The sequence below is a fragment of the uncultured Pontibacter sp. genome, assembly GCF_947502515.1.
Taxonomy (GTDB): domain Bacteria; phylum Bacteroidota; class Bacteroidia; order Cytophagales; family Hymenobacteraceae; genus Pontibacter.
On the sequence record NZ_CANNAI010000001.1, the window covers coordinates 477,180 to 503,702 of the forward strand.

At 48.9% G+C, this 26,523-nt stretch carries 24 protein-coding genes; 16 read left to right on the plus strand and 8 right to left on the minus strand.

Annotated features, from left to right (window positions below; all coding sequences use genetic code 11):
• Positions 1 to 16: 16 nt before the first annotated feature.
• The 3 genes from Q1A54_RS02330 to Q1A54_RS02340 all read right to left on the minus strand — a co-directional run bounded on the left by Q1A54_RS02330 (position 17) and on the right by Q1A54_RS02340 (position 2,911).
• Positions 17 to 970, minus strand: a complete 954-nt coding sequence (locus tag Q1A54_RS02330; RefSeq protein WP_299984755.1) for a phosphatase — start codon at positions 968 to 970, stop codon at positions 17 to 19.
• Between the two features lie 411 nt (positions 971 to 1,381).
• A complete protein-coding gene (locus tag Q1A54_RS02335; protein ID WP_196119917.1) occupies positions 1,382 to 2,002 on the minus strand; it encodes a hypothetical protein in 621 nt (206 codons plus the stop codon).
• A gap of 18 nt (positions 2,003 to 2,020) precedes the next feature.
• Complete coding sequence (locus tag Q1A54_RS02340) at positions 2,021 to 2,911, minus strand: class I SAM-dependent methyltransferase (RefSeq protein WP_299984758.1); 891 nt, start codon at positions 2,909 to 2,911, stop codon at positions 2,021 to 2,023.
• A gap of 101 nt (positions 2,912 to 3,012) precedes the next feature.
• Here Q1A54_RS02340 and dapF point away from each other — a divergent pair, with 101 nt between their 5' ends.
• The 16 genes from dapF (at position 3,013) to Q1A54_RS02420 (ending at position 21,537) form a co-directional block, all read left to right on the plus strand.
• Positions 3,013 to 3,798, plus strand: coding sequence for a diaminopimelate epimerase (gene dapF, locus Q1A54_RS02345; RefSeq protein ID WP_299984760.1), 786 nt, complete (start codon positions 3,013 to 3,015; stop codon positions 3,796 to 3,798).
• Positions 3,799 to 3,801: 3 nt separating this feature from the next.
• Positions 3,802 to 4,326 (plus strand): GNAT family N-acetyltransferase, encoded by a 525-nt coding sequence (locus tag Q1A54_RS02350; RefSeq protein ID WP_299984762.1) that lies wholly within the window; start codon positions 3,802 to 3,804, stop codon positions 4,324 to 4,326.
• An 884-nt stretch (positions 4,327 to 5,210) separates the two neighbouring features.
• On the plus strand, positions 5,211 to 8,576 hold the full coding sequence (gene secA / locus Q1A54_RS02355; protein ID WP_299984764.1) for a preprotein translocase subunit SecA: 3,366 nt from the start codon (positions 5,211 to 5,213) through the stop codon (positions 8,574 to 8,576).
• Positions 8,577 to 8,700: 124 nt separating this feature from the next.
• Positions 8,701 to 9,384: a deoxyribose-phosphate aldolase gene (gene deoC, locus Q1A54_RS02360; RefSeq protein ID WP_366915780.1), complete on the plus strand. Its 684-nt coding sequence runs from the start codon at positions 8,701 to 8,703 to the stop codon at positions 9,382 to 9,384.
• Positions 9,368 to 9,880 (plus strand): sporulation protein, encoded by a 513-nt coding sequence (locus Q1A54_RS02365; protein ID WP_299984765.1) that lies wholly within the window; start codon positions 9,368 to 9,370, stop codon positions 9,878 to 9,880. Before deoC ends, Q1A54_RS02365 begins: the two co-directional genes overlap by 17 nt.
• 118 nt (positions 9,881 to 9,998) lie before the next feature.
• Entirely contained in the window at positions 9,999 to 11,198 is a 1,200-nt protein-coding gene (locus Q1A54_RS02370; protein WP_299984767.1) for a M20 family metallopeptidase, read from the plus strand.
• A 5-nt stretch (positions 11,199 to 11,203) separates the two neighbouring features.
• Positions 11,204 to 11,980 (plus strand): DUF2490 domain-containing protein, encoded by a 777-nt coding sequence (locus tag Q1A54_RS02375; RefSeq protein WP_299984769.1) that lies wholly within the window; start codon positions 11,204 to 11,206, stop codon positions 11,978 to 11,980.
• A gap of 202 nt (positions 11,981 to 12,182) precedes the next feature.
• Complete coding sequence (locus Q1A54_RS02380; RefSeq protein WP_299984770.1) at positions 12,183 to 12,632, plus strand: Hsp20/alpha crystallin family protein; 450 nt, start codon at positions 12,183 to 12,185, stop codon at positions 12,630 to 12,632.
• 176 nt (positions 12,633 to 12,808) lie between these two features.
• Positions 12,809 to 14,302 carry a Do family serine endopeptidase gene (locus Q1A54_RS02385; RefSeq protein WP_196119901.1) on the plus strand — a complete coding sequence of 498 codons (1,494 nt, stop codon included), beginning with the start codon at positions 12,809 to 12,811 and terminating at the stop codon, positions 14,300 to 14,302.
• Between the two features lie 164 nt (positions 14,303 to 14,466).
• Positions 14,467 to 16,041: an aldehyde dehydrogenase family protein gene (locus Q1A54_RS02390; RefSeq protein WP_299984773.1), complete on the plus strand. Its 1,575-nt coding sequence runs from the start codon at positions 14,467 to 14,469 to the stop codon at positions 16,039 to 16,041.
• A 392-nt stretch (positions 16,042 to 16,433) separates the two neighbouring features.
• On the plus strand, positions 16,434 to 16,991 hold the full coding sequence (locus tag Q1A54_RS02395; protein ID WP_007659677.1) for a sigma-70 family RNA polymerase sigma factor: 558 nt from the start codon (positions 16,434 to 16,436) through the stop codon (positions 16,989 to 16,991).
• A 27-nt stretch (positions 16,992 to 17,018) separates the two neighbouring features.
• The gene (locus Q1A54_RS02400) at positions 17,019 to 17,684 is read left to right on the plus strand and encodes a hypothetical protein (protein ID WP_299984776.1); all 666 of its coding nucleotides are present in this window, start codon (positions 17,019 to 17,021) and stop codon (positions 17,682 to 17,684) included.
• The gene (locus Q1A54_RS02405; protein WP_230392246.1) at positions 17,665 to 18,792 is read left to right on the plus strand and encodes a hypothetical protein; all 1,128 of its coding nucleotides are present in this window, start codon (positions 17,665 to 17,667) and stop codon (positions 18,790 to 18,792) included. Before Q1A54_RS02400 ends, Q1A54_RS02405 begins: the two co-directional genes overlap by 20 nt.
• A gap of 158 nt (positions 18,793 to 18,950) precedes the next feature.
• Positions 18,951 to 19,376 (plus strand): RidA family protein, encoded by a 426-nt coding sequence (locus Q1A54_RS02410; protein WP_299984778.1) that lies wholly within the window; start codon positions 18,951 to 18,953, stop codon positions 19,374 to 19,376.
• A 28-nt stretch (positions 19,377 to 19,404) separates the two neighbouring features.
• Positions 19,405 to 21,225 carry a DNA mismatch repair protein MutS gene (locus Q1A54_RS02415; RefSeq protein ID WP_299984779.1) on the plus strand — a complete coding sequence of 607 codons (1,821 nt, stop codon included), beginning with the start codon at positions 19,405 to 19,407 and terminating at the stop codon, positions 21,223 to 21,225.
• Positions 21,226 to 21,294: 69 nt separating this feature from the next.
• Positions 21,295 to 21,537: a hypothetical protein gene (locus Q1A54_RS02420; protein ID WP_299984781.1), complete on the plus strand. Its 243-nt coding sequence runs from the start codon at positions 21,295 to 21,297 to the stop codon at positions 21,535 to 21,537.
• An 84-nt stretch (positions 21,538 to 21,621) separates the two neighbouring features.
• On the opposite strand, the gene Q1A54_RS02425 is transcribed toward Q1A54_RS02420, so the two are convergent.
• From Q1A54_RS02425 to rpsB, 5 genes are all read right to left on the minus strand, one after another.
• Positions 21,622 to 22,359, minus strand: coding sequence for an outer membrane beta-barrel protein (locus Q1A54_RS02425; protein ID WP_299984783.1), 738 nt, complete (start codon positions 22,357 to 22,359; stop codon positions 21,622 to 21,624).
• 2 nt (positions 22,360 to 22,361) lie between these two features.
• Complete coding sequence (locus tag Q1A54_RS02430) at positions 22,362 to 23,150, minus strand: outer membrane beta-barrel protein (RefSeq protein WP_299984785.1); 789 nt, start codon at positions 23,148 to 23,150, stop codon at positions 22,362 to 22,364.
• A gap of 58 nt (positions 23,151 to 23,208) precedes the next feature.
• On the minus strand, positions 23,209 to 24,213 hold the full coding sequence (locus tag Q1A54_RS02435; RefSeq protein WP_299984788.1) for a hypothetical protein: 1,005 nt from the start codon (positions 24,211 to 24,213) through the stop codon (positions 23,209 to 23,211).
• A 474-nt stretch (positions 24,214 to 24,687) separates the two neighbouring features.
• A complete protein-coding gene (gene tsf / locus Q1A54_RS02440; protein ID WP_299984790.1) occupies positions 24,688 to 25,521 on the minus strand; it encodes a translation elongation factor Ts in 834 nt (277 codons plus the stop codon).
• A 213-nt stretch (positions 25,522 to 25,734) separates the two neighbouring features.
• Positions 25,735 to 26,502 carry a 30S ribosomal protein S2 gene (gene rpsB / locus Q1A54_RS02445; protein ID WP_076420834.1) on the minus strand — a complete coding sequence of 256 codons (768 nt, stop codon included), beginning with the start codon at positions 26,500 to 26,502 and terminating at the stop codon, positions 25,735 to 25,737.
• Between the last annotated feature and the right edge of the window lie 21 nt (positions 26,503 to 26,523).

The window sequence follows — 26,523 nt, forward strand, 5'->3', positions numbered from 1 at the left end:
TGAGATGCGTTCTTATTTAAGCGTTGTTGAAGCCCTCTTCCTGCAGCACCTTTTGCAGTACCCCTTCTTTCAGGGCATAAGCCGACACCCTAATCTCTTTCAGTTGATAGGTCTCCAATACGAAATCCACCAGTATACTCGCCAGCACGATCATATCAACCCGCATCTCCAGCATACCTGGTATAGCCAGGCGTTCGTCGTGGGTTTTGTGCAGCAGTTCCTGGTATATCTTGTAGAAGTCAGAGACCTGCAAGGCAGCAGTGGCAGGCTGCGAAAGTTGTCGGGTGTTATCGCCGCGGCTCAACGCATCGATGTCACAAAGGGTGTCGAAAGTGCCGGACGATCCTACCAGTCGGGCAGGCGTATACCTTTCCACAGCCTCAGTGAGCGGCTGCAGTTGCTCTGCTAAGAATTGTTTCTCGGCAGCTACCTGCGCATCAGGTATAGGATCGGCGGTGAAGAACTTATCCATTAGTCGCTGGGCACCCACTTCAAAGCTTTGTTTCCAAAAGATCTCCTGGTCATTGCAGATGATAAACTCCACACTGCCTCCGCCGATATCCATGATCAGGGAGATCTGACCGTCGAGCACACCGGCCGAGCGCACACCGTAATAGATCAGTTCCGCTTCCCGGTCACCGTCTATTATCTCTACCTGTATATCGGTCTGCTTGTAAATGTCTTTGATGAAATCCTCACCGTTGCTGGCGTTGCGCACCATGCTGGTCGCCATGGCCCGCACCGTCTCCACGTTGTACTCGTCGATCTGCCTCCGGAAATCCTTCAGTGTTTTCATAGCCCGCTCGTACGACTCCGGCGCAATAGTACCTTTGCTGATGCCGCCTTGGCCGAGTCGTACCGGGAGCTTGTTTTTCACAAAGTCTGTGCGGTTACCATTAGCATCTACCTCCGTGATGAGGAGGTGAAAGGTGTTGGTGCCCATGTCGATGAGTGCGAGGCGTTTGGTCATAGGGGAGGGTAAGTTTCTTATTAAATATTATCAAAAGAGGCGAAAATGGCCGCAATCGAGAACAAAAGAATATAAAAAGCTACTATTGCGGATATAAGAGCAAATAGCAGAAAGAACAGATATACGAGAACTTTCTGTATCACCGAGTAGTTAGTATAACTCATATTATAAAATGGGGTTTTGGTCGCATAGATGTGTGACCAAATGAAAACTGCCACTGCGCCTACGAATGCCCCTAGAAAAGCAGACAGCATGCCGATCGATAATCCCCCTTTTAGTAGAATCATATTTGTTATAGGTTGCGAGTATGTATTTAAGGAAACCTCGTAAATGATAATATAAATCGGCTCACCATTTAGCGATGTGCTAATAAAGTGTTTTTCAGTTTGAAGTAAAATTATTTTAGTGAAGCTAAATAGCTTCCTTTTTACACCAGCCCGGGTAATGGGTTTCTATTAGTAGAGAATCTCTACTGGTAAGGCAATCTAGTTGGCCCTCTCTCTTTATAATATCTCCATTATCGTTAAACTGTACCGCACTAAAAACTTCCGTTTCAGTAGCACAAAGAACGTGTTTTACCTTTCCGGTTTCAAAGAATATGAATGTTCGTCCGTTCTCATGTATAGCTGAGGTATCTCCATTTGGATAGAAAGAGACATTAAATACTATTCTTCCGTTGCTATACTTCGTTCTGTTTCTTAAAATTTCCACTTCGTCATAATCCATTACCCAACCGTGCAATTCATCATTCATGTAATTTCTTGCTGATTTCAAACTGCCATCCTCAAAGTATTCACGGCCTTCGCCTTCTAATTTTCCATTAACATAAGGTATTAGCTCCTTTTGCTTACCATTTGGATAGTAGTATTTAGCTGGGCCATTTAATTTATTACCTTTTATATGCACCTCTGCTTCAATATTCCCATCATCAAAATAGTATGTAACAACTCTTTGTTCATTGTTACTACATCTGCTATTTAATAGCACTACTAGGACTAACAAGAAGGAGAAATTGAATCTTTTCGTAAGCATATTCAAAGTCTTTACCTACTACCCCTCCGAACTAAACCGAAAGAAAGTCCCTAGCGGTAATTTCCGCTCTCCTCTGTCGTGCAGGTATATCTCACCCAGTTCTTCATTCTTGATCTGCTCCCCGAAAGTCAAACGCATCAGATTATCCAATATCAAGGCCGAGAAGCCAAGGGAGTAGAGGTTAATCACCAAAAAGTAGTCAGTTTTGTCGAGCATCTGGTGACAGAGTTTGATGAGTTCGTTCAGCTCGTTTTCCAGTTGCCACTTCTCGCCGTTCGGACCACGGCCATAGGCAGGAGGGTCCAGGATGATGCCGTTGTAGGTGTTTCCGCGCTTCACTTCACGACGGGCGTACTTCATGGCGTCTTCTACGATCCAGCGCACGTTATCCAGTCCGCTGGCCTCCATGTTGTCGCGGGCCCAGAAGTTGACCTGCTTTACCGAGTCGAGGTGGGTGACATCGGCTCCAGCAGCTTTGGCAGCTAGAGTAGCAGCACCGGTATAGGCAAACATGTTGAGCACCTTCGGCGTTTTAGTCTTCAGGGAGCGGGTTTTGTTGTAGATAAATTTCCAGTTGCTGTCCTGCTCCGGAAACAGGCCTACGTGCTTGAAAGAAGACAAGCCCAGGCGGAAGCGCAGTTTCAGGTTGTTGTACTGGTAATTAATGTACCACTGCTCCGGCATTCCTTTTTGGAGCTTCCACTGGCCCCTTTCCTGGCTGCCTTTGTCGCGGGTGAACACGGCATTCGCCATGCGCTGCCACTCCGATTCGGGCAGGTGCTTGTCCCAGATAGCCTGCGGCTCGGGGCGTGCCACGTAGTACTGGCCAAAGCGCTCCAACTTTTCAAAATTACCTGAGTCAACGAGTTCGTAGTCAGACCAGTTTTCTGTTGTTAAAAAGGAATACATATATTTGCTGTTTATATCCGGCTGTGTAAGGTTGGCAAATTACGAATTATATGCCGTGCCTGAAAATTGCACGCAAGCGCCGGATTAAATGTTTCTACTATATGGCACTTAGCTTTTACAAATACCAGGGCACTGGCAACGATTTCGTGATGATCGACAACCGGAAGCTGACCTTCCCGGCAACTGACGAGCAACTGATCAAAAGCCTCTGCAACCGCCGCACAGGTATAGGCGCGGACGGTCTGATCCTGCTGCAAAACCACGACGATTACGACTTCGAGATGGTGTATTACAATGCCGATGGTCGACTGGGATCTATGTGCGGAAACGGTGCCCGCTGCACGGTTCGCTTTGCCAAACAGCTGGGCGTGATCGAAGACGTGGCTTATTTTCTGGCTGCCGATGGCGAGCATCAGGCTACGATCGAGCGGGAAGAAATCCAGCTGAAGATGACTGATGTGGTAGGAGTGGAGCGCATCGAAGATGACTTTTACCTCAATACCGGTTCGCCGCATTATGTGCGTTTCGTGGAGAATGTCGATAACCTGGATGTGTATGCCGAAGGCCGCCTTGTCAGGTATAGCCCTCGCTTCAACGCAGTAGGCACCAACGTTAACTTTGTGCAGCGCCTTTCGGATAATGAAATCTATGTGCGTACCTATGAACGTGGTGTAGAAGACGAAACCCTGTCTTGCGGCACCGGCGTAACGGCCTGCGCCCTAGTAGCAGGTATGACAGGTATGGAGAGCCCTGTTTCGGTAAAGACACCTGGCGGAAACCTGAAAGTAGCCTTTGAGCAGGACGGTATGGGCTTCCGCTATATCTATCTGATCGGTCCCGCTAAATTGGTGTTCACAGGTACGGTGCCGGTTCCGGAGAAGGTATAATAGATGTTTCTCCGCTCCGAACATACCTACCTGCGGGCGCTCGAGCCCACCGACCTGGATTTTCTCTATACCTTAGAAAACGATACCTCCACATGGCATGTGGGCAACACGCTCACGCCCTACAGCAAGTTCGTGCTGGAGCAATACCTCGAAAATGCCGCCCTAGATATCTATACAGTCAAGCAGCTCCGACTGGTCATCTGCAACCAGGCAAAGGAACCCATCGGCGCCATCGACCTCTTCGACTTCGACCCACTGCACCACCGCGCAGGTATAGGCATTGTAGTGTCGGCCCAATATCGCGGCAAAGGCCACGCCTCCGAAGCGCTAAATCTCTTGCTTGGTTACTGCCAGCACACCCTGCAACTACATCAGGTATACTGCAGCATTACCGCCAGCAACCATAGCAGCATCAAACTTTTCGAAAATGCTGGCTTCGAGGAGATAGGTATACGCCGGGATTGGCTGCGCAAGTCCGATGGGACTTGGGATAATGTGGTTGAGATGCAGCGGGTGTTTCCTGTCTGAATCAGGATTTACAGGATTTAAAGATTAACAGGATTTTCGTGCACGATTTTGTCCGGCTGCGCCCTTTGCAGGGTAAGGCCGTTAAGTTCCAGAAAATTTTCCCCTTGAGGACAAGCGAGACGCGTGTCGAAACTTGCAAGCGAAGCTCTCGGAGGGGTGTTGAGGCTGCGGATGCATCGTAAATAAGTGCGCTAATGGCAATTTAGCACCGAATTTACACCCCTATAATCCCCTCAAGGGGATAATTACCGACAGAACTTAACAGCCCTACCTATCCACAAGGGGGACTTTGCAGCCACTACCAATTCTCAGGTATAAGTGTTGTAGTGACTACTACACACCACTGGCAGGTATAGCAAAACTAACTTGCACGGAAACTATGAAACAGATAAAGGTGCCAGGTGCACAAATGACGATTTTGTGTTTGAGCGGTCAGCGAGTTTAAAATCGTCTTGATTTTTTTGCTTACTTTTTTCATCAAGGAAAAAAGTAAGGCCCGCCCGGCCAGGGCATACGGTGCCCGCCGCATAGGCGAAGCAATGAAACAAGCCACGTTGCTATACCACTAATAGCAGTTGCTATACTTAAGCCCCCTTCTACAGCAGACATAAGCGCAGACGCTTGCTCGATTGACTAAGCGAAACAACCTCCATCCTGTCACAATGCCACAACCCATCCTACTACTTTCCCTTTCTGACACAGGAATTTACACTGCCTGAGCTTTGTTGAGGAAATAAGTATAGCCTATCGGCAAATATGGCAGAAACGCCATGCAGCTGTCATTCTGGTATTGTTTTAGTGCATTGCCTTAGATATATCAGAAAAACAGCTTATTTTTGACGATATTGCAAACGCAGGATTTCATTTAAGAATAACAAATACAGATGTTTGATTTTTTCGGTAAAACCGTTGCGAAACTATTCGGAACCAAGTCCGACAGAGATATAAAGGAGGTAGTGCCTTACGTATCCAAAATTAATGAGGAGTACGCTAAGCTCAATAGCCTCACCGACGACCAGCTTCGTCAGAAGACACTCGAGATCAAAGGAATCATTGACGAGCGCCTTAAGCCAATCGACGAAAAGATAGCTGCTCTGCACAAGCGTGTGGCCGATGAGCCGGAGCTGAACATCGTGCAGAAAGAGAATATTTTCTCGGAGATCGACGAACTGGAGAAGGACCGCAATAAAGAACTGGAGGTAGTGCTGATGGAAGTACTGCCTGTCGGTTTTGCCATTGTTAAAGAAACTGCACGCCGCTGGAAAGAAAACGGTCAGTTGGTAGTAACCGCCAACGACATGGACCGCGAACTGTCAGCCCGCAAGCCAAACGTGCAAATTGACGGCGACAAAGCTATCTGGGCTAATAAGTGGATGGCTGCCGGCAACGAAATCACATGGGAAATGCTGCATTATGATGTGCAGTTGATTGGTGGTATCGTGCTGCACCAGGGTAAAATCGCTGAGATGGCCACGGGTGAAGGTAAAACACTGGTGGCAACGCTGCCTGCCTTCCTGAACGCCCTTTCGAAGCGCGGTGTGCACGTGGTAACCGTGAACGATTATCTGGCCCGTCGTGACTCTGAGTGGATGGCGCCTTTGTTCGAATTCCACGGCATTACGATTGACTGCATCGACAAGCACCAGCCTAACTCTGAAGCCCGCCGCAATGCCTACCGTGCGGATATCACCTACGGTACAAACAACGAATTCGGCTTCGACTACCTGCGCGACAACATGTCACGCGAAACAAAGGACCTCGTACAGCGCAAGCACCACTACGCCATGGTCGATGAGGTGGACTCCGTGTTGATTGACGATGCCCGTACACCATTGATCATTTCCGGTCCGGTGCCACGTGGTGACGAGCACGAGTTCTATCAGCTGAAGCCACGCATCGCTACACTCGTAGATGCGCAGCGCAAGGTGGTGATGAACTTCCTGACTGAGGCTAAGCGCCTGATCAAAGAAGGAAATACACAGGACGGTGGTCTGGCTTTGTTCCGTGCCTACCGTGGTCTGCCTAAGAGCAAGCCGCTGATCAAATTCCTGAGTGAGACGGGTAACCGAGCTATCATGCAGAAAGTGGAGAACTACTATCTACAGGATAACTCACGCATGATGCCGGAGGCCGACGAGCCGCTTTACTTCACCATCGACGAGAAGCACAACCAGATCGAACTGACTGAGAAAGGTATTGACCTGATCACTGGTCAGGGCGAAGACCCGCAATTGTTTATCCTCCCGGATATCGGAACTGAGATCGCTAACATCGAGAACAACACCTCGCTGAACGAAGAAGAAACGCTTCACGCCAAAGAAAAACTGATCGCTGACTTCCAGGAGAAGACCAAGCGTGTGCATACCATCAACCAGTTGCTTAAGGCCTATACCTTGTTCGAAAAGGACACGGAATACATCGTGACGCCGGACAACAAGGTGAAGATTGTTGATGAGCAAACAGGTCGTGTGATGGAAGGACGTCGCTACTCGGATGGTCTGCACCAGGCCATCGAGGCGAAAGAGAACGTGAAAGTGGAGGATGCGACGCAGACCTACGCCACCGTTACGCTTCAGAACTACTTCCGTATGTACCACAAACTGTCAGGTATGACAGGTACAGCCGAGACAGAAGCAGGCGAATTCTGGGACATCTACAAACTGGACGTGGTAGTTATACCTACTAACCGTGTAATCGCCAGAAAAGACGAGCACGACAAGGTATACAAAACCACGCGTGAGAAATACAACGCCGTAGCTGATGAGATTGTGCAGCTCACAGAAGCTGGACGCCCTGTGCTGGTAGGTACCACTTCAGTGGAAATATCTGAGCTCCTGAGCCGTATGCTCACACTGCGTAAGATTAAGCACCAAGTACTGAACGCCAAACAGCACCAGCGCGAAGCCGAGATTGTAGCTGAGGCTGGTAAGCCAGGCACGGTAACTATTGCCACGAACATGGCAGGTCGCGGTACCGACATCAAGTTGGCACCTGAATCGAAAGCAGCGGGTGGTCTGGCCATCATCGGTACAGAGCGCCACGAATCCCGCCGCGTTGACCGCCAGTTGCGTGGTCGTGCCGGTCGCCAGGGTGACCCGGGTTCTTCGCAGTTCTTTGTGTCGCTGGAGGATAACCTGATGCGTCTGTTCGGTTCTGACCGTATCGCCCGTCTGATGGACCGCATGGGTCTAGAAGAAGGCGAAGTGATTCAGCACTCGATGATTACCAACTCGATTGAGCGTGCACAGAAGAAGGTAGAGGAAAACAACTTCGGACAGCGTAAGCGCCTGCTCGAGTACGACGACGTGATGAACGCACAGCGTGAAGTGGTGTATAAGCGCCGTCGCAATGCACTGTACGGTGAGCGTCTGGAGCTCGATATCTGGAACATGATTTACGATATCAGCGAAGACATGGTGGTGAACTACAAGAACACCGCTGACTACGACAACTTCCAGCTGAACATCATCCGTGTATTCGGTATCAATACCAGCATCACAGAAGATGAATTTAAGTCTGGTCAGGCCAATCAACTGGCAGAGCGTCTATACAACGAGGCCCTGAACCATTACCTGACTAAGAACAAGCAGATAGCCGAGCAGGCATTCCCGATTATCGAAAACATCCACCTGAACCGCGGACCGATGATCGAGAACGTGGCTGTGCCGTTCACAGACGGCAAGCGCCATTTGGCCGCCGTAGCGAACCTGACCAAGACGTATGAGTCGCATGCCATGGAGCTGATTCGTGCCATGGAGAAGATCATTACGCTGGGCACGATCGACCAGGCCTGGACCGACCACCTGCGTCAGATGGACGACCTGAAGCAAGTAGTGCAGAACGCCGTGTACGAACAGAAAGACCCGCTCTTGATTTACAAGTTTGAGTCTTTTGAGTTGTTCAAGCGTATGATCGGCAAAGTGAACGAGGAGACAGTATCGTTCCTGTTCCATGCTTACATACCAGTGCAGGCGCCGGAGCAAGTACAGGAGCCGCGTCCGCCGCAAATGCCAAAGCCGCCGGTATTGCATGAGCAGAAAGAGGAAGTACACTCTTCGCTGGAGCATAACAGCAGCCCGATGCATGCACCGGAACCAGAGAAGGTGATGCCTGCCCACTCACAAAAAGTGGCCGGCCGCAACGACCGCGTAAGCGTGCAGTATAACGATGGCCGTGTGCTTAAGGACGTGAAGTTCAAAACGGTAGAGGAGGATTTGCTCCACAACCGCTGCGTACTGATTGAAGACTAATCCCAGATAGCCGCCTTCTGAAAAGTCTGGCGGCTATTCTTTTATATGATCATCTGAAAGCAAAGGATATAAGAGCGGGTGCATAGCCCGGCTTTATATCCTTTGTCTTTGTTTAAAACATCTTTTGTCAAGAATTATGTCAGGAGAAGAATTAGCTACTTATATAGACCACACCATTCTGCGACCTGATGCAACAGCCGAGCAGGTGATGCAATTGTGTGACGAGGCCCGCAGCTACGGTTTCGCGGCAGTCTGCGTGCCACCATGCTATGTGCAGGCAGCTGCCGAACAACTGGGACCAGGCGCAAGAGTGAAAGTGGCCACAGTGGTGGGCTTTCCGTTGGGTTACCAGCATCCGAAAGTAAAGTTTCTGGAGACGCACCAGGCAATAGCCGATGGTGCCAACGAGATTGATGTGGTGATGAATGTTTCGTTCTTTAAATCTGGCAGGTATAGCGAGATACAGAACGAGCTGAGTGACCTGGCGAACTTCTGCCACCTGAAAGAGGCGGAACTGAAAGTGATCATCGAGACGGCCTTGCTTTCGCAGGACGAGATCACCAAAGCCTGTGAGATATGCGCGGCGGCCGGTGTGGACTTCGTGAAAACCTCAACAGGTTTTGCTTCGGGAGGTGCCCGGGTGGAGGATGTGCAGTTGATGCGCCACGTGCTGCCGAGCCATATCAAAATAAAAGCCTCGGGTGGTATTAGAACATACGCCGATGCCGTGGCGTTAATTGAGGCGGGAGCCGACCGGTTAGGTTGCTCCGCCAGTATTCAAATTGTAAAGCATGAACAGAGCGCTTAGTTTCCTTTTTATTATTGCCCTGATAGTATCATCGGCCTGCAAGCCTTCAGCAGAGGCCCGCACGAGCACGCCGGACAGAACTACAACCAGTGCCCGTGTAATAGATGACATCAGCGTATACCGTCCGACTTACCCGGCCGATGCGGCCAATGCCCCGGCAGCTGCCAGGGTAGAACCAACTAACCATGCCAATGCCAAGGTAGCCGTGTTGATGGATTCGGTGGCCAGCGTGAACAAGAACATCCGATATGCGCAAGGTTACCGGATATTAGCCTACAATGGTTCAGAGCGCCAGACCGTGATGGACCTGCGCAAAGCGATCATCGCCCGCGTGCCGGAGGAGAAGGACTACCTGACCTATCAGCAGCCAAACTTCAGACTCAAGATAGGCGACTATTTCACCCGCATGGAGGCGCAGCAGGTGCTCAACCAGATCAGTGACCTCATACCTAACGCCCACATTGTACAGGAGCAGATCAATATTCCTAAAAACTAGGTATAGCGACCCGCTACAGGTATACAGCGTTGCAGTTGCTCAGGCGGCTGCAACGTTTTTCTTTTTATATTTGACAAAGATACCAGGACCGCCAATGGTCTGTTGCCCTATTACTTACATGAATCAATTAGCACAGAAAATAAAAGAGCTGGCCTCAACCTATGCCCAAGACACGGTAGGTATACGCCGGCATATCCACGCCAACCCGGAGCTTTCTTTTGAAGAGCACAACACGGCTGCTTATGTGGAGCAGGTGCTGCAAAGCTATGGTCTGGAAACTACCCGCATGGCTAACACCGGAGTGGTAGCCCTGATCGAAGGACGAAACCCAGAGAACAAAACAATCGCCCTGCGGGCAGACCTGGATGCGCTTCCTATAACAGAACAGAATGCCGTAGACTACAAGTCGAAGAACGAAGGCGTGATGCATGCCTGCGGACATGATGTGCACACGGCTTCTTTGTTGGGAGCTGCCCGTATTCTGCAGGAGGTACACAACGAATTTGAAGGCACCGTAAAACTGGTTTTCCAACCAGGAGAGGAGAAGTTTCCTGGAGGTGCTTCCATTATGATCAAAGACGGCGTGCTGCAGCAACCAGCTCCGGCAGGTATAATCGGCCAGCACGTGTTCCCGATGCTACCGGCTGGCAAAGTTGGCTTCCGGTCAGGTATGTACATGGCCAGCGCCGACGAGATTTACATCACCGTGAAAGGCAAAGGCGGCCATGCAGCCCTGCCGGAACTCAACGTAGACCCCGTGCTGATCACCTCGCACCTGATCGTGGCCTTGCAGCAGATCGTGAGCCGCCATGCTAGCCCTAAGGTGCCGACGGTGCTTTCCTTTGGCAAAGTAGAGGCCTTGGGAGCAACGAATGTGATCCCGAATGAGGTGAAGGTAGAAGGTACTTTCCGGACGATGGATGAGGTATGGCGCAAAGAGGCGCACCGACGTATACGCAAGCTAGCCGAGGGACTCTGCGAAAGCATGGGCGGCAGCTGCGACATCGACATTAAGTTTGGTTATCCTTTCCTGAAGAACGACCCTGACCTGACCGGTCGTGCCCGTGAGGCAGCAGCGCTATACCTGGGAGCGGAAAATGTCGTAGACCTCGACCTGTGGATGGGAGCCGAGGACTTTGCCTATTACTCACAGGAAGTAGCCGCTTGCTTCTACCGATTGGGTACCCGCAACGAGGAGCGGGGCATCACGTCAGGCGTGCATACCCCAACTTTTGACATTGACGAAGCAGCACTGGAAACCGGCATCGGGCTGATGGCCTGGATAGCCGTGCAGGAACTGGCAGCTGATAATCTATAATATTTATGAGAAAGCTATACCTGATACTTGCATTGGCAGCACTGCCGATTCTGAGCAAGGCCCAAAGCAAAATAAAAGCGCCTACCGCCATCTGGCCTGAATTGCAACTGAGTTATGGGCTAGGGGAGAGCGGTCTGCTGTTTCTTCAGAACCACTACCGCATCAACACCGACGAGCGCTACAACGGCGTGGGCAGTTTTGAGCGGATTGAGTTCACATTGGGTTATGAGCATGCCTTTACCGACCATTGGTTGGCAGGTGCCATGTTCCGCTATGCCAAAGAAGACATGCCTACGAGTAACTTTACCTCGGCTTTTATCCGCCATGCCGGTAACATTAAGGGTTTATATTTCAACAAACAGCTGATGCTCGATTACGTGAACCAGGAGCGGCGCGACCCTTTCGCACGGTTCAGGCTGATGGCAGAGCTGGGCAAGCGACTTCCGCTGGGGCAGCGCTTCATTACGCCGTCGCTTTCTTACGAGATGTTTGTGGTGAAGGAGTTCGGCGAAGAAACAAACGAATTGTTGATACGCACCATCGACCGCACCCGTCTCAGATTGGACGCCACTTACGAGATTGGCGAGCGGTTTCGCATTACGCCTTACTTCCTACGACAAACCGATTACTACTTTGTGGAGGTAGGGCCAAAATATGACGAAGACGGGGTTTTGGTTGAGCCGGGTTATACTACGAAGCGCAACCGCATTTCACCTGTCTTTGGTTTAGAACTGAAGTACACTATCAATAGAGCAGTTTCTACAGGCAGCTATACCTATTAGATCTCTGAAAAATTGACAGGAACGTCAGTTTTAAGTGTCTTATTAAATGACATTATTTCATGATTTTATAAAATAAAACGCTTGGCAAACTTTTGGCTATATCCTGATTGTAAGTGAAAACAAAAACTTAAAAAAAGGAGGTTTTATGGTACTTAGAAAATATAACGGCATGCAGGATGACATGCCTCAGACTTTCAGCTCAATGTTAGACAGATTCTTCAACGAGTCTGTAAACTCCAGAGGTTTCTCTGGTTTTACGCCACATGTTGATGCCTGCGAAACCGAGAACGGTTATGAAATTGAAGTAGCCCTGCCTGGTATTCGCAAAGAGGACATTGCCATCGATTTCCAGGAAGGTAAACTGACTATTTCGGGTGAGCGCCGCTTCGAGAAGAAAGAGGAAGGACGTCGCTACCAGATGCTGGAAACCCAATACGGTACTTTCTCCCGCTCTTTCTATCTGCCTGACAATGTAGACGCAGACAAGATCTCTGCACAACTGCAGGACGGCGTGCTCGTGGTGAACGTGCCAAAAGACGAGCAGAAAACTATGAAGCGCCAGATCTCAATCTCAGGTGGGGAGGAGGTGAAGCAGCCAGCGAAACAAAAGCGTGTGGCAGCCACAGCCTCTGAGAACGGCAAAGATAAATAAGAGAACATCACACAGAAAAGAGGCCACCTAAACTGGCCTCTTTTTTGTTATAGAAATGTTAAAGAATGCGAATTGCCTTGACCTTGTATACCACCGTATAGTATATTAGCGTTATAGGTTTGTTATATATATAATTCTTAATATTAGATATTCACCAATCAGGAGGAGTTCAATACATGAAGACGAAACAGTTTATTGTTGGCCTCACACTTTCGGCGCTGATGGGCGGCGGTGTGGCAGTAGGCAGCTATAAGTTGCTGGAGAATGATAGTCCGCAGGGAGTAGAGACTCAACAGCAGTACCCAACCGTACGCTACACGAGCGATATGCGCAGCAGCGATGTGATTGTGCCGGAGGGTCTTAATTTTATAAAAGCAGCACAGGTAACTACACCTGCCGTGGTGCACGTGATGACCGAGTATAGCGCACGCACGGCACAGCGCAGCAATACGCCTATGGACCCGTTTCTGCGTGAGTTCTTTGGCGACGGCTTTGGAGAGCGCGTGCCACGTGGCCCGCAGATGGGTTCCGGCTCCGGCGTGATTATCGCCTCGAACGGCTACATCGTGACCAACAACCACGTAATCGACCGTGCCGACAAAATAGAAGTGACGCTGGATGACAAGCGTAAGTTTGAAGCCACACTGGTAGGTACCGATCCTACTACCGATCTGGCCTTGCTAAAGATCAACGCCGATAAACTGCCTGTTATTCGTTATGGTAACTCAGACGACCTGCAGGTAGGCGAGTGGGTGCTTGCCGTGGGTAACCCGATGAACCTGACCTCCACAGTAACAGCAGGTATCGTGAGTGCCAAGGGGCGTAATATTAACATCCTGCGCACTACCCAAAACCGCGACCTGAGCATCGAGTCATTTATTCAGACAGATGCGGCTGTGAACCCGGGTAACAGCGGTGGTGCCCTGGTAAACCTGAACGGTGACCTGGTAGGTATAAACACCGCCATTGCATCGCAGACAGGCTCTTTTGCCGGTTATTCTTTTGCTGTGCCTTCGGCTATTGTAAGCAAGGTAGTAGACGACCTGCTCAAGTTTGGCGAAGTGCAGCGTGCCCTGTTAGGTGCCCGCATTCAGGAAATTGATGCTGCCCTGGCGAAAGAGAAAAACCTGAGCACGCTCAATGGTGTTTACCTGGCCGAAGTAGAAGAAGGTGGTGCCAAAGAAGCCGGTCTTCGTAATGGGGACGTAATTACAGCGATCAACGATGTGAAAGTAGCCCGCTCTTCGCAGTTACTGGAGCAGGTGGCCCGCTACCGTCCTGGTGATAAAGTGAAGGTGGAATACCTGCGTGATGGCAAGAGTCGCACAGCCAATGTAACACTGAAGAATCTGAATAACAGTACCGAGATTTCGAAGCGTAGCACAGCCAACTCCGTAACCTTTGACGGTGCTACATTTGAGGCAGTGAGCAAGCAGGAAATGAACAAGCTAGGTATAGACGGTGGCGCCAAGATCGCGAACGTAGCCAAAAGCAAGTTCCGTGACACTGGAATGAAAGACGGCTTCATCATTACACGCATCGATAAGTATGCGGTGAACGTGCCTTCCGATGTGGAGCGCCACCTGAAGAACTTTGAGACCGGCATTGTTTATATTGAGGGTGTATATCCTGACGGTCTGAAAGCCTACTACCCGATCGGGAAGCGCTAAGACCTAACCACGACATAAAAAGCTTCTGCCATGCATGGCAGAAGCTTTTTTGTTTTAATAGAAGAGAAAAAAGGCCTATCTTCATGCAGCAGAGCGGTCTGCCTGTCAGCTCGCTGCTGTAGATCACAGTTACAACACCTTTAACCCAAAACACAGGTAAAATTATGAAACAGACCATAGATGAACTGCCATTGACGAAGGCGATTGCCGATGTGCTGCAGCAGCTAGGTATAAAAGAACTGAACCCAGCCTACAGCACTGGCCTGAACTGGGGCGGCGAAAATAACACTACCCGCGACATTTACTCTCCAGCCGACGGCAACCTGATTGCGACCGTGAACATGGCCACTGCCGACAACTACGAACAAGTGGTAAGCACCGCTCAGGAAGCATTCAAGGTATGGCGCACCGTGCCGGCCCCGAAACGAGGTGAGGTTGTGCGACAGATCGGCAACAAGCTGCGTGAGCATAAAGAAGCGCTGGGCAAACTCGTGAGTTATGAAATGGGTAAGATCCTGCAGGAAGGCCTTGGCGAAGTGCAGGAGATGATCGATATCTGCGACTTTGCTGTGGGCTTATCGCGCCAGTTACATGGCTATACCATGCACTCGGAGCGTCCGCAGCACCGCATGTATGAGCAGTACCATCCGCTGGGCATTGTGGGCGTTATCTCGGCCTTCAACTTCCCGGTAGCAGTATGGAGCTGGAACGCTATGCTGGCAGCCGTTTGCGGCGACGTGACCATCTGGAAGCCATCAGAAAAGACTCCGCTTACGGCTATCGCCTGTCAGCATATAATCCGCGACGTGCTGGCCGACAACGAACTGCCGGAAGGTATCTTCAACGTGATCATCGGCGATGCTGAGATTGGCAGCTTGATGGCGCATGACACCCGCGTTCCACTGGTATCGGCTACCGGCTCTACCCGCATGGGCAAGAAAGTAGGCGAAGCGGTAGGCGCTCGTCTGGGCAAGTCGCTGTTAGAGTTGGGAGGTAACAATGCCATCATCATGACGGAGAATGCAGATATTGAGATGGCGCTTCGTGCCGTGGTGTTCGGTGCCGTAGGTACCTGCGGACAGCGCTGCACCTCTACCCGCCGTCTGATCATCCACGAGAATATATACGATCAGGTGCGTGATCGCTTGCTCAAGATCTATCCGAATCTGCCGATCGGTCACCCGCTGAGCGATACCACGCTGGTAGGACCGCTGATCGACAAAGATGCTGTGAAGACTTTCCAGAATGCCTTGGAAGAAGTGCAGAGCGAAGGCGGCAAGCTATTGATCGGTGGTGAGGTGCTGGAAGGCGAGCATTACGCGACCGGTACCTATGTGACCCCAGCTATAGTAGAGGCAGAGAACCACTACCACATGGTGCAGGAAGAAACATTTGCACCCATCCTGTACCTGATCAGGTATAGCGGTGGCGTAGACAATGCCATCGACATCCAGAATGGGGTGAAGCAAGGCCTGTCATCGGCTATCTTCTCGACTAACATGCTGGAGACAGAAGCCTTCCTGACGCACTGGGGTTCAGACTGCGGCATCGCTAACGTGAACATTGGTACATCCGGTGCAGAGATCGGCGGTGCCTTCGGTGGCGAGAAAGATACAGGCGGTGGTCGAGAGTCCGGTTCCGATGCCTGGAGAATCTACATGCGCCGCCAGACCAACACAATCAACTACAGCCGCGAGCTTCCACTGGCGCAAGGTATCAAGTTTGACATTATGGATTAAGGATCAGGATTTCAAGGATTACGAAAGATAGACAGGATTGAGTATGTTTTCTAAGATAGATTACTGCTTCATGATTAAATAAGTGTTACATCTACCACAAAAGGTAATCTAATCCTGTTCATCCTAAGGAATCCAGAAAATCCTGATTCAGACAAGGAAGCCAGCTCCATCTAGAGCTGGCTTTTTTTGTGGCCATGCCTGACAAATAAGTGAAGTGCTGTAATGCAACTGGGAGCAACGGATAATTTTTAAAAATATTTTGCAACTTGATGCAACCCAACGGATTCACTTGTGTCTTTAGTGCAGAAAGTAGGAAGGGGAGGCAAAGATATAAGATGAAATAAGAGAATAAGTCGACTAACAAGGCAAAGAACACGATAAACGAGGCGATTTTGGAAAAAGGCACTTTTCAGGATGTAAACGCACAGGTAGTGCAGCGCTGCAGGGAAGGGGATAACCGTGCCCAGTACGAACTGTACAAACTGTACTCCAAAGCTATGTTTAACGTGAGTATGCGCATCACCAACGACTATGCCGAGTCTGAGGACGTGCTGCAGGAAGCCTTCATCAGCGCCTTCAAAAACCTGCATTCTTATAAAGCAGAAGCTTCATTCGGAAGCTGGCTCAAAAGGATTGTGATCAATGCCTCGGTAAACGCGGTGCGCAAGCGTCGTTCGGAACTGGTGCCGCTCGAAGACCGCATCGCCGGCGACATACCTGACGAGGAGTATGATGACGATACCGAGTGGCAGGTAGAGCAGGTGCGCCGCGCCATACAGCGTCTGCCAGACGGCTACAGAGTGGTGCTGAGCTTATACCTGCTGGAAGGCTTCGATCATGCCGAGATTGGGGAGGTGCTGGGTATAAGCGAGTCCACTTCGAAGTCGCAGTATAGCCGGGCCCGCAAAAAGCTTCTGGAGATTATGAAAGACACACATTCCATGGCCTAGCCGTGGGTAATGATAAAATAGAGAGAGATGAAAGATAGATTAAAGGAATTTGTGAACGAGAACCGGGAAGACTTCGACATGTTCGAGCCCAGACCGGAGCTATGGCAGGAGATCTGTTCCGAGCTGAATACACAAAAGGCACTGGAGGAGAAGCCCCGCAAAGAAGCCAAGGTGATCAGCATCAACTTCGGGGAGCGCCTCAACTTCACGGCTGACTTCATGTTCATGCGGGTTGCTGCTACCATCGTGCTCTTGCTGGCTTGCGGCATCACCCTCTGGACAGTGAAACAGAATAGCCCGACTGCAACAAACGCTATCGCTGCGAATTCCGCAGCGGGTGAGCAGCCTTCAGTGTACCAGTTAGCGCCAGAACTGGCCGAGGTGGAGGTATATTACACCAGCCAAATCAACAATAAGCGGGAAGAACTTAGCGAATACGACCTGAAAGTGCTCGGTATGGACGAGACACGGGCGATAGATCGGGAACTGGCCCGCCTCGACAGCAGCTATACCCAACTCAAGAATCAATTACATACTACGCCGAACACCGACCAGGTGATGGCGGCCATGATCCAGAACCTGCAGATCCGGATCGAAGTGCTGAACCGTCAGTTGGAAGTACTCAAGAAAATAGAAGCTATAAAAGAACAGGATACTACTGAACCACAGAACAATGGAACGACAACTATTTAAATCATTGCGCTACCACCTAGCCACGCTTTTGGTGATACTACCAGCCCTGGCCATGGCACAGCCTTATGCGCCAGAGCCTTGTCCAAGCCAAATGCCGCCTGCGCCACCAGCCCTAGCTGCGCAGCAGACACTGCCACCTGCTCCTCCTTTGCCACCAGCGCCTCCTCTGGTGGAGCATCCGCATCAGTCAGGCTGGCAGGAAGCTGAGGTTTATACCTACAGTTCAGAAAAGCGTAAAAGCTTCGACAAGACCTATAAGGTTAGCAAGTCGGATGTGCTGAACATCGACAACAAGTTCGGCAACGTGCACGTGAATACCTGGAATCGCAACGAGATACAGGTGAAGGTAGACATCATCAGCCGTGCCAACTCAGAGCAAACCGCCCAGGAGATGCTCAACAAGATCAACGTAACCGACAGCCGTAGTGGCAATACAATCATGGTTAAAACCGAAATGGGGTCTGTTAACTCCAAAAGCGGACACCAGAGCTTCGAGATCAACTACACGGTGAACATGCCAGAAGATAACCATCTGGTGGTAAAGAACAGCTTCGGCAACGTATACCTGCCAGACATGAAAGGCAAAGTAGACCTGAATGTGCGTCATGGAGCATTTAAAGTGGGTAACCTGGCGAATGCATCAAATTCCATTAAAGCCTCGTTCTGCCAAAGCACACCGAATACGATCGGTTACCTCAACAAAGGCAGTGTAGATTTAGCTTACTCTACCTTAAATCTAGGCAACACCAATGGTGTAAATGGCTCCTCCAAGTTCAGCGATCTGAAGATTGGCAATCTCTCTGAGGCATTGGAGATGGATATAAAATACGGCTCGTTTAGAGTGGACAATGTGAAGAAAAACTTCAAGACCATTTCTGTGAGTGGCGGTTTCGCTCCGATTCAGCTTCACTTTGAGGATGATTCAGCCTTCGATTTTAATGTGAACGTACAGTTTGCCGACTTCAAAGTGGATCGCAACCTCGTAAAGTTTACCACCCTGGAGAAGGGCCATACTTCAGCGGAGTATAAGGGCAAGTATGGTAACTCGACTTCCAAAGGTTCTATCAACATCACGTCCAAGTATAACGATGTGAAGTTTACAAAATAATAAATTGATTTATAATCTATTATGGCCGATTGGGTTGAATAATAGAGTTTGTTTAAGATAAGAGAAGCCGGCCTGTTTATAGGCCGGCTCTTTTGTTTAAGAGGTATGGAAGAAGCTGCTTACCGCAGAATGCTGGCAAGAATGTTTTATATTTGAGTATGACAAACGACAAAGAGCTACTCAATTCATCGAAAGCCCCTGAGCCGGTGGGGCTATACCCGCATGCCCGCCGTGTGGGCAATCTTTTGTTCCTGTCTGGCGTTGGACCAAGAGAACGTGGCACTAAGAAAATTCCGGGAGTAGAGCTGGACGAGGCGGGTAACATTACGTCGTACGACATTGAGACGCAGTGCCATTCCGTGTTTCAGAATGTGCGTTACATCCTGGAGGATGCCGGCTCAAGCTGGGCAAACCTGGTGGATGTGACCGTTTTCCTGACGAACATGAAAGACGACTTTGCCACTTACAACCGCATCTATGCCGAGTATTTTAAGGATAACCAGCCTTGCCGCACTACGGTGGAGATAAACAAACTGCCTACGCCCATTGCCATTGAGCTGAAGTGCATCGCCACGATCGACTAAGCTATACCTGCAAACAGAAGAGCTATACGTGAACAACAGAGAAAACGAGTTTAAGCAGCGGGCCGCGGCCTACGCTGAACAAGAACACAAAGCAGCCGGTAAATCGAAAACAGTTTCGTGGCTGCGTGTGGTGGTATTTGTGGCGGGAGCTATTGCGGCCTGGCTCTTTTTCAGAGATGGTAACACCAGCGCAGGCATCATCAGCATCGTTGGGTTTTATATTCTGTTTGTGCTGGTCATGCGCTGGCACAGCCGGCTCGACTACAGGTATAAGCAGTTGCAGTTGCTCGGCAAGCTCAACTTGCAGGAAATCGACCGGTTACATGGCAAGCTCCATACCTTCGATGGCGGCGATGCCTTCAGAGACGACCATCATCCCTATACCTCCGACCTGGATATTTTTGGTCCTGACTCGCTTTTCCAACTCATGAACCGCTCCGTGACCAGCATTGGCAAGCTTCGGCTGGCACAGTGGTTTCGACAGGCTGCGCCCGCTTCGGAAGTGTTGCGTAGGCAGGAGGCAGTGGCGGAACTAGCCCAGCCCGAGCAACAGGAGTGGCTTCAGCAGGCTATCGTGAAGCCAATGCACTACAAGCACACCGAAGAACACACACAGGAATTCTTTGACTGGCTCCGGGCGCAGCATTTTTATAAGGAACACCCCTGGCTGAAGGTGTTGGTATTTGTGCTGCCAGTATTGACTCTAGCGTCGATTGCAGCTTGGTTCTATGGTTATTCAGGGTACATTGCACTTGGTTTTCTGGCCATTCAGTATTTGCTGGGGCTCAAATTCCAGAAGCAACGCGACGACTACTATGACAAGAGCATCGGCATGTACGAGGCTATGCAAAGTTACACTGACCAACTGCAGCATCTGGAAGCACATACCTTCAAAGCTTCGATGCTGGAGGAGATTCGAACAAAGCTCTACCGAGGCAATACACCTGCTTCCGCTGCTATTGGTAAAGTAGCGACTATCATCGATTACTTCTCCTGGCGGCTGAGTACGCTGATGAGCTTCTTCCTAAACACCATCCTGATGTGGGATTTTGTGTGGATTTACCGGATCGAGTCCTGGAAAGCTGAGCACCTGGATCAGGTGGAAGAGGCGCTGAAGCTATTGGCAGACTTTGAAGCTCTAAGCAGCATGGCAGCTTACCAGTATGCCCAGCCGCACTTTGCTATTCCTGAGCTGAGCAGCACACCATTTGAGTTTGATGCTGAAAGGCTGGCGCACCCGCTTATCTTTACAGTAGAACGAATCGCCAATGATTTCCAGATGCAGGGAGCAGGCAAAACTATCGTGGTAACGGGTTCCAATATGTCCGGCAAGACAACTTTCCTGCGCACGGTGGGCATCAACATGGTACTCGCCTTTATGGGAGCAGCCGTTTACGCCCGCCGCCTGACAGTAGCCCCGGCACAGGTATACACGGCCATGCGCACTGCCGATAATCTGGCCGAGAATACTTCTTCTTTCTACGCGGAGCTCAAGCGCCTGCGTATCCTGCTCAACATGACAGAAGGGGTGGAGCCGGTCTTCTACCTGCTAGACGAGATACTCAAAGGCACCAACTCCCGCGATCGCCATGCCGGGGCTATGGCCCTAATCCGGCAATTGCACCGCCGCAACGCTTCTGGCCTCATCTCCACGCACGACCTGGAACTGGGCGCCATGGAGCAGGAACTGTCGGGCAGTGTCGAGAACTTTAGCTTTAACAGTACCATCGAGGGTGACAAGATCCTGTTCGACTATACCTTACACCGGGGCATCTGCCGCAGTTTCAATGCCAGTAAGCTGATGCAGCTGATGGGCATAGAGATGGAGCGGACCGACGCAGCAGGGTAGAGTGGTGTACCTCCAGCCTCAATTTTACGTTAGCATATCAACACACATAAACAACCAGCAAATAAACCTATGAGAGTAGTAGCCGACATACCTAACCCACACGTGAAAATCACGCTGCATTCCTATAATGGCAAGTATATTCTGAAACTGGAAAAAGCCAACCTGGAGCAGATCTATAAAATAGAGGAAACGGAAGTGAATGGAGACGAAGGGGCCAAAGCTTTACTAGACGAGGAGTTTATTGAAGCAGTTGTCAATCGCTTCCAGGACATGCGTGATGCCTTTGTGAGCACGGTAAGGCGGAACAATTAAGAAATCTATTAAAGGTTTGTAACCTTCTAAACAGAAAAAGCCCGCTACTCAGCGGGCTTTTTCTGTAATTTATACCTGACAAGCTTATTCGTTGCGCTTTCGGAGCTCGAGCACACGATAACGGATACCCACATTGAAGCTGAGCTTATCACCACGGGATACAACCGTTGCCTGTTGCTCTTGTCTGCCTTGGGCTTTATACAGCACATCGGTGCGTGTCAGGTCGGCAAATCCACCCATGTAGTTGACAGAGGCATCCACGTTGAACTTGTTCGTAAGCTTGTAGCTCAGGCTGGTGCCGCCTTCCAGCATCCAGGTATACTTGTCCAGCACAGTGAAATCGCTTCGGTAAGAAATCTTGTCTTGCTCAAAGTCGCCACTTCCAGCGCTGTAGGTAGGGCCCGCCTCAAACTGATAACGTAAATGTGACGCCCCTCCCGATACATACAGGGCTAATCGATCATTCAACTTCCATGCTCTCACGTTCAAACGAATAGGGAAGCGGAGGTAGCTGATGGTCGGGGAGCCTGCTTCAAAGCCCTTTTCAAAATCGGCCCCACGTAGGCGTACTGTTTTCATCAGCGGCTCTTTAAGCAGGCCTATCTCAAAGCCATACTTATCATCCAGTTCGTAGCGCAGGGTGCTGCCATACGTGGAATGTCCAAATCTATTAGTGGAGTAAACTAAATCAGCGGGATCTGTTTTGCTCTGATATTCTATACCTAAACCGAACTGACCGCCCAAGTATACCCGGTGCTGCGCTTGTAGTTGGAAGCTGCATACGATTAATGCACTTACCAAAAGTATTAATCTTGTTTTCATGCTTAGTTCTTAAAATATTCGTCGGGCGGGTTTTTTGGCTTGCTGAAATCAAACAGCTGGTAACTTAGCTTGAGCAGGAAATTTGTGCTGCTGCCTTTGGAGTAGGAGAAAGCGGTAATCTTAGTCGATTCATCCTCATGCCAAGCTGAATAGATGCGTGTAATATCTCTGAAACCGTGGTAATAACTGGCAGCTAAGGCAAGATTCAGTTTCGGCTTTAATTTATAGTTCAGGCTTATTCCAGCTTCTCCAAGCCAGGCATGCTTATTTAGCGCATAAACCTTTGCCTCAAAATAGGGAAAATCTGAAGTGCCATTATTACCAATTTCACTACTATATAATTCGCTTGAAATGTAGCACTCTTGTGTCGGACAGTTTGCGCGATAGTTATAACTATATGATGCTCCGATTTGCCCTCTAAGGCTCAACTTCGAATTAATCACATATAGTTCTCGGCTTAACCGGATTGGTATTTGAAGCATTCTGTCAGGTCTGTTCCAGCCATAATACATTGGGGCGATGGTTGTGTTTACATTTGTCGTTTGTGGATTGCTGTATAATCCACTTTCTAAACTATAGTCTTTATTTAGCTCGTAGCTAATGCTTATACCTTTTATAGTGTGTCTGTATTCCTTCTGATACATAAGTCGATTGGGGTCTTCATAAGTAAAATGCTCTTGTTTTGGGCCAATCTCAATGCCAACATGTAGCTTATTCTGAGCATATACATCTGAATATAAAACTTTAAAAAATAAGCAGAGGAATAGAGTAAACGTTCCGGTGAGTTTCATAAGAGTAAATAGGCTTCACTTCTCTTATGGAATGTCAAAGAGAAATGAAGCCTTGAATTTATTGTGCAGATATATTAACGTTAGATCTTGTATTGTGATCCTCAACCACATGGTTTGTTACACCCCTGCTTATTCGGAAACCATAAGCAGGTTGAGTGATTGTAGCACCCGAGGTATTAGTTACCATAAACATTGCAGTATTTACCTCAAATACTTTTTCGACATTATTGTTTTCATTTTTAGCTAGGTATCCTGTATTATTCGTGGTAACCCATTGCCCTAAGTCGTTTTTATACTGGAAATCAACATCCCACTTTACGCTAATGAACGCCGCATTTTCGGCCCACCATGCACCGCCCCAATAGTTTTGGCATCTCGTATTAGAGCCAATTGTAGCATAAATGCCATAGTTTAGGCTCCAGAAGCGTCCTTTAATTCTGCGATCTCCATTTGCATATTCCTGCTCACAGGTATAGTTAGTACCAAATACATTGCCTCCTTGATCGTTGCACCACTTCGCAGGGAGCACATTTAAGCCACCCGTACCTCCTCCTGTGCTGCCACCTGTCCCAGGATCGTTAGGATCATCGGCTGGCTTGGGCATGGTGTTGTCATCTGTGTTATTTTCAAGGCTCATTAGGTACAAGCCTTCTTCAACTTCGATCAGTCCATCCTGAGCAGGCTTTTGTTTGATGTGGCTCATTCTGCCTTTATTCGCAAGAAGGTTCTCTAATGTAGCTGTTTTACCTGGCTTATACATGAATGTGCCGTCAGAAGTAATTCGGAAAATATGGTCACCTATGGCAACTTCACGTTTGTCATTTAGGACAGAAGCAAAATAGGGATCTGGAACCAGTTCGTCGTCCTCTACAACGGTCCAGGAGCTGGTTGATTGAGTAGCAGTACCTGGGGCAATCGCACTATACGCTGCCTTGTCCTGCATCTTGCGGGATAGCGATCGTATGCCAAGCTGTGCTGATAGTGTCTCGGCTTGCTTGGCATCTTTACTGATACTTGTTTTCATAAACTTACCAAAGTTTTCGCTATCAACAAATTTCAGCATATCGCCAGATCGTATTGGCTGTGATTGCGCTGTGGCATTTAGCTCATCAAATAGTGGCTCTTCGGCTTCTTTTGAGCAGGAAAGTAAAGTTAACGCTAAAGCGCAAAGCAAATACGATTTCCTTAGCGCCAGCTTAGCGCCAGCTTAGCGCCATTATGGTAGAGTTTGTTCATGTTTTTTTCTTTAAAGGGTTATAAGATTTTATGTAAATAAAGCTTTTTAAAATCGAATAATTTAGGAAAGTTTATGCATAAAAGTAACCTCGTGTTTTCACTTTTTCTGGGAGACAGTCTAAATTTTATCGCTTTTATTATATGTTATCAGCATGGTGTATGTTAATATTTATATTGATGTCTTTAAAATCATCGAAAAGGTAACATAGGTTGTAGGTCTCACTGTTGGTTTTATTTCGGATAGCCACAAAAAAAGGCTCTGATTTCTCAGAGCCTTTTTCACTAGATTTACTAAAGCGGATTAGCCGATAGCTACACGCTTGAACTCATATACAGTCAAACCTTTGCTTGTTTTCTCAAGCAGCTGAGAGATTGTAAGTGAAGAGTCTTTTACAAACTCCTGGTTCAACAAAGTGCTCTCCTTGTAGAACTTGTTCAGTTTACCTTGAGCGATTTTCTCCAGCATTTGCTCAGGCTTGCCTTCCTGACGCGCCTGCTCTTTACCGATCTCGATTTCACGCTCGATAGTAGCAGCATCAACACCGTCTTTGTCAAGAGCGATTGGCTTCATGGCAGCGATCTGCATCGCGATGTCTTTGCCAACTTCAGTTACATCAGTACCGTTAGTGTTGTTCATAGCTACCAATACACCTAATTTACCATTAGAGTGGTTGTAAGCAACAACTTTCTCAGCCTTCACAGTCTCGTAAGAAACTACGTCGATCTTCTCACCGATTTTACCCATCAGGTCAGTGATGTGGTCCTGCAGTGAACGACCGTCAGCCTGAGGAGCTGCCAGCAATTCTTCTTTAGAAGATGCGCCTGTAGAAACAGCAGTCTGTAGAACGGCGTTAGCCAGGTTTTTGAAGTCTTCAACTTTAGATACTGGCTCAGTCTCGCAAGCCAGCGCAACTGCTACACCAGTAGCACCATCTTCGCTCACCTGCGTCAGCACGATACCTTCAGAAGTAGCGTTGTCAGCACGCTTACTGGCAATTTTCTGACCTTGCTTACGCAGAATATCTTTAGCAGCTTCGAAGTCGCCGTTGGCTTCAGTAAGTGCTTTTTTGCAATCCATCATACCTGCACCAGTTTCCTGGCGAAGTCTGTTAACGTCTTGTGCTGTAATAGCCATGATTTTATAATTAAGAATTATGAATTAATAATTAAGAATTATCTACTGAGAGGTTTTCCGAAAAGAAGAACTGGAACTGGTCTATTACTTTCGCAGTCTTTAATTCTATGACAGAATTTCCTTTTCTCCTTCCTGATTCCCCTAAAACAAACTGAACATTGAAGCTTGAAGGCCCAATGTTCAGTTTATTTACTATGCTATATGCATTCGAGATTATTGCTCGTCAGCTTCCTGCTTGGCTTTGATGCCTTCTTCTTCAGAACGCTTGCGCTCAGTCTCTTCTTTGTCCACTTTACGCTCAGACAGACCTTCTTCAATAGCCTTACCCATGATAGAAACGATCAGGGCAATAGACTTAGAAGCGTCATCGTTTGCTGGGATTGGGAAGTCAACCGTCTCTGGGTTAGAGTTTGTATCGCAAACTGCGAATACAGGCAGGTTCAACTTCTGTGCTTCTTTTACTGCGATGTGCTCACGCTTCACGTCCACGATGAACAGAGCAGCTGGCAGGCGAGACAGGTCAGCGATACCGCCCAGTACACGCTCCAGTTTCTCACGCTCACGAGAAAGCATCAGACGCTCACGCTTTGCGATAGCTGCATAAGCTGTGTTGTCTTTCACCATCTTATCGATAGTCGACATTTTCTTAAGCGACTTACGCACAGTAGCGAAGTTTGTAAGCATACCACCTAACCAACGGTCAGTTACATAAGGCATTTTAAGACGACGAGCTTCTTCAGCTACGATGTCCTGTGCCTGCTTCTTGGTAGCTACGAAAAGGATTTTGCGACCAGACTTGGCGATGTTCTTGATAGCTGAAGTAGCTTCCTCAAGGGCAACCAGTGTCTTGTTCAGGTCAATGATGTGGATTCCGTTCTTCTCCATGAAGATGTACGGAGCCATTTTCGGATCCCACTTGCGGGTAAGGTGACCGAAGTGAACACCTGCCTCAAGTAATTCTTTATAATTAGTACTTGCCATGTTGTTGATACACCTTTAATA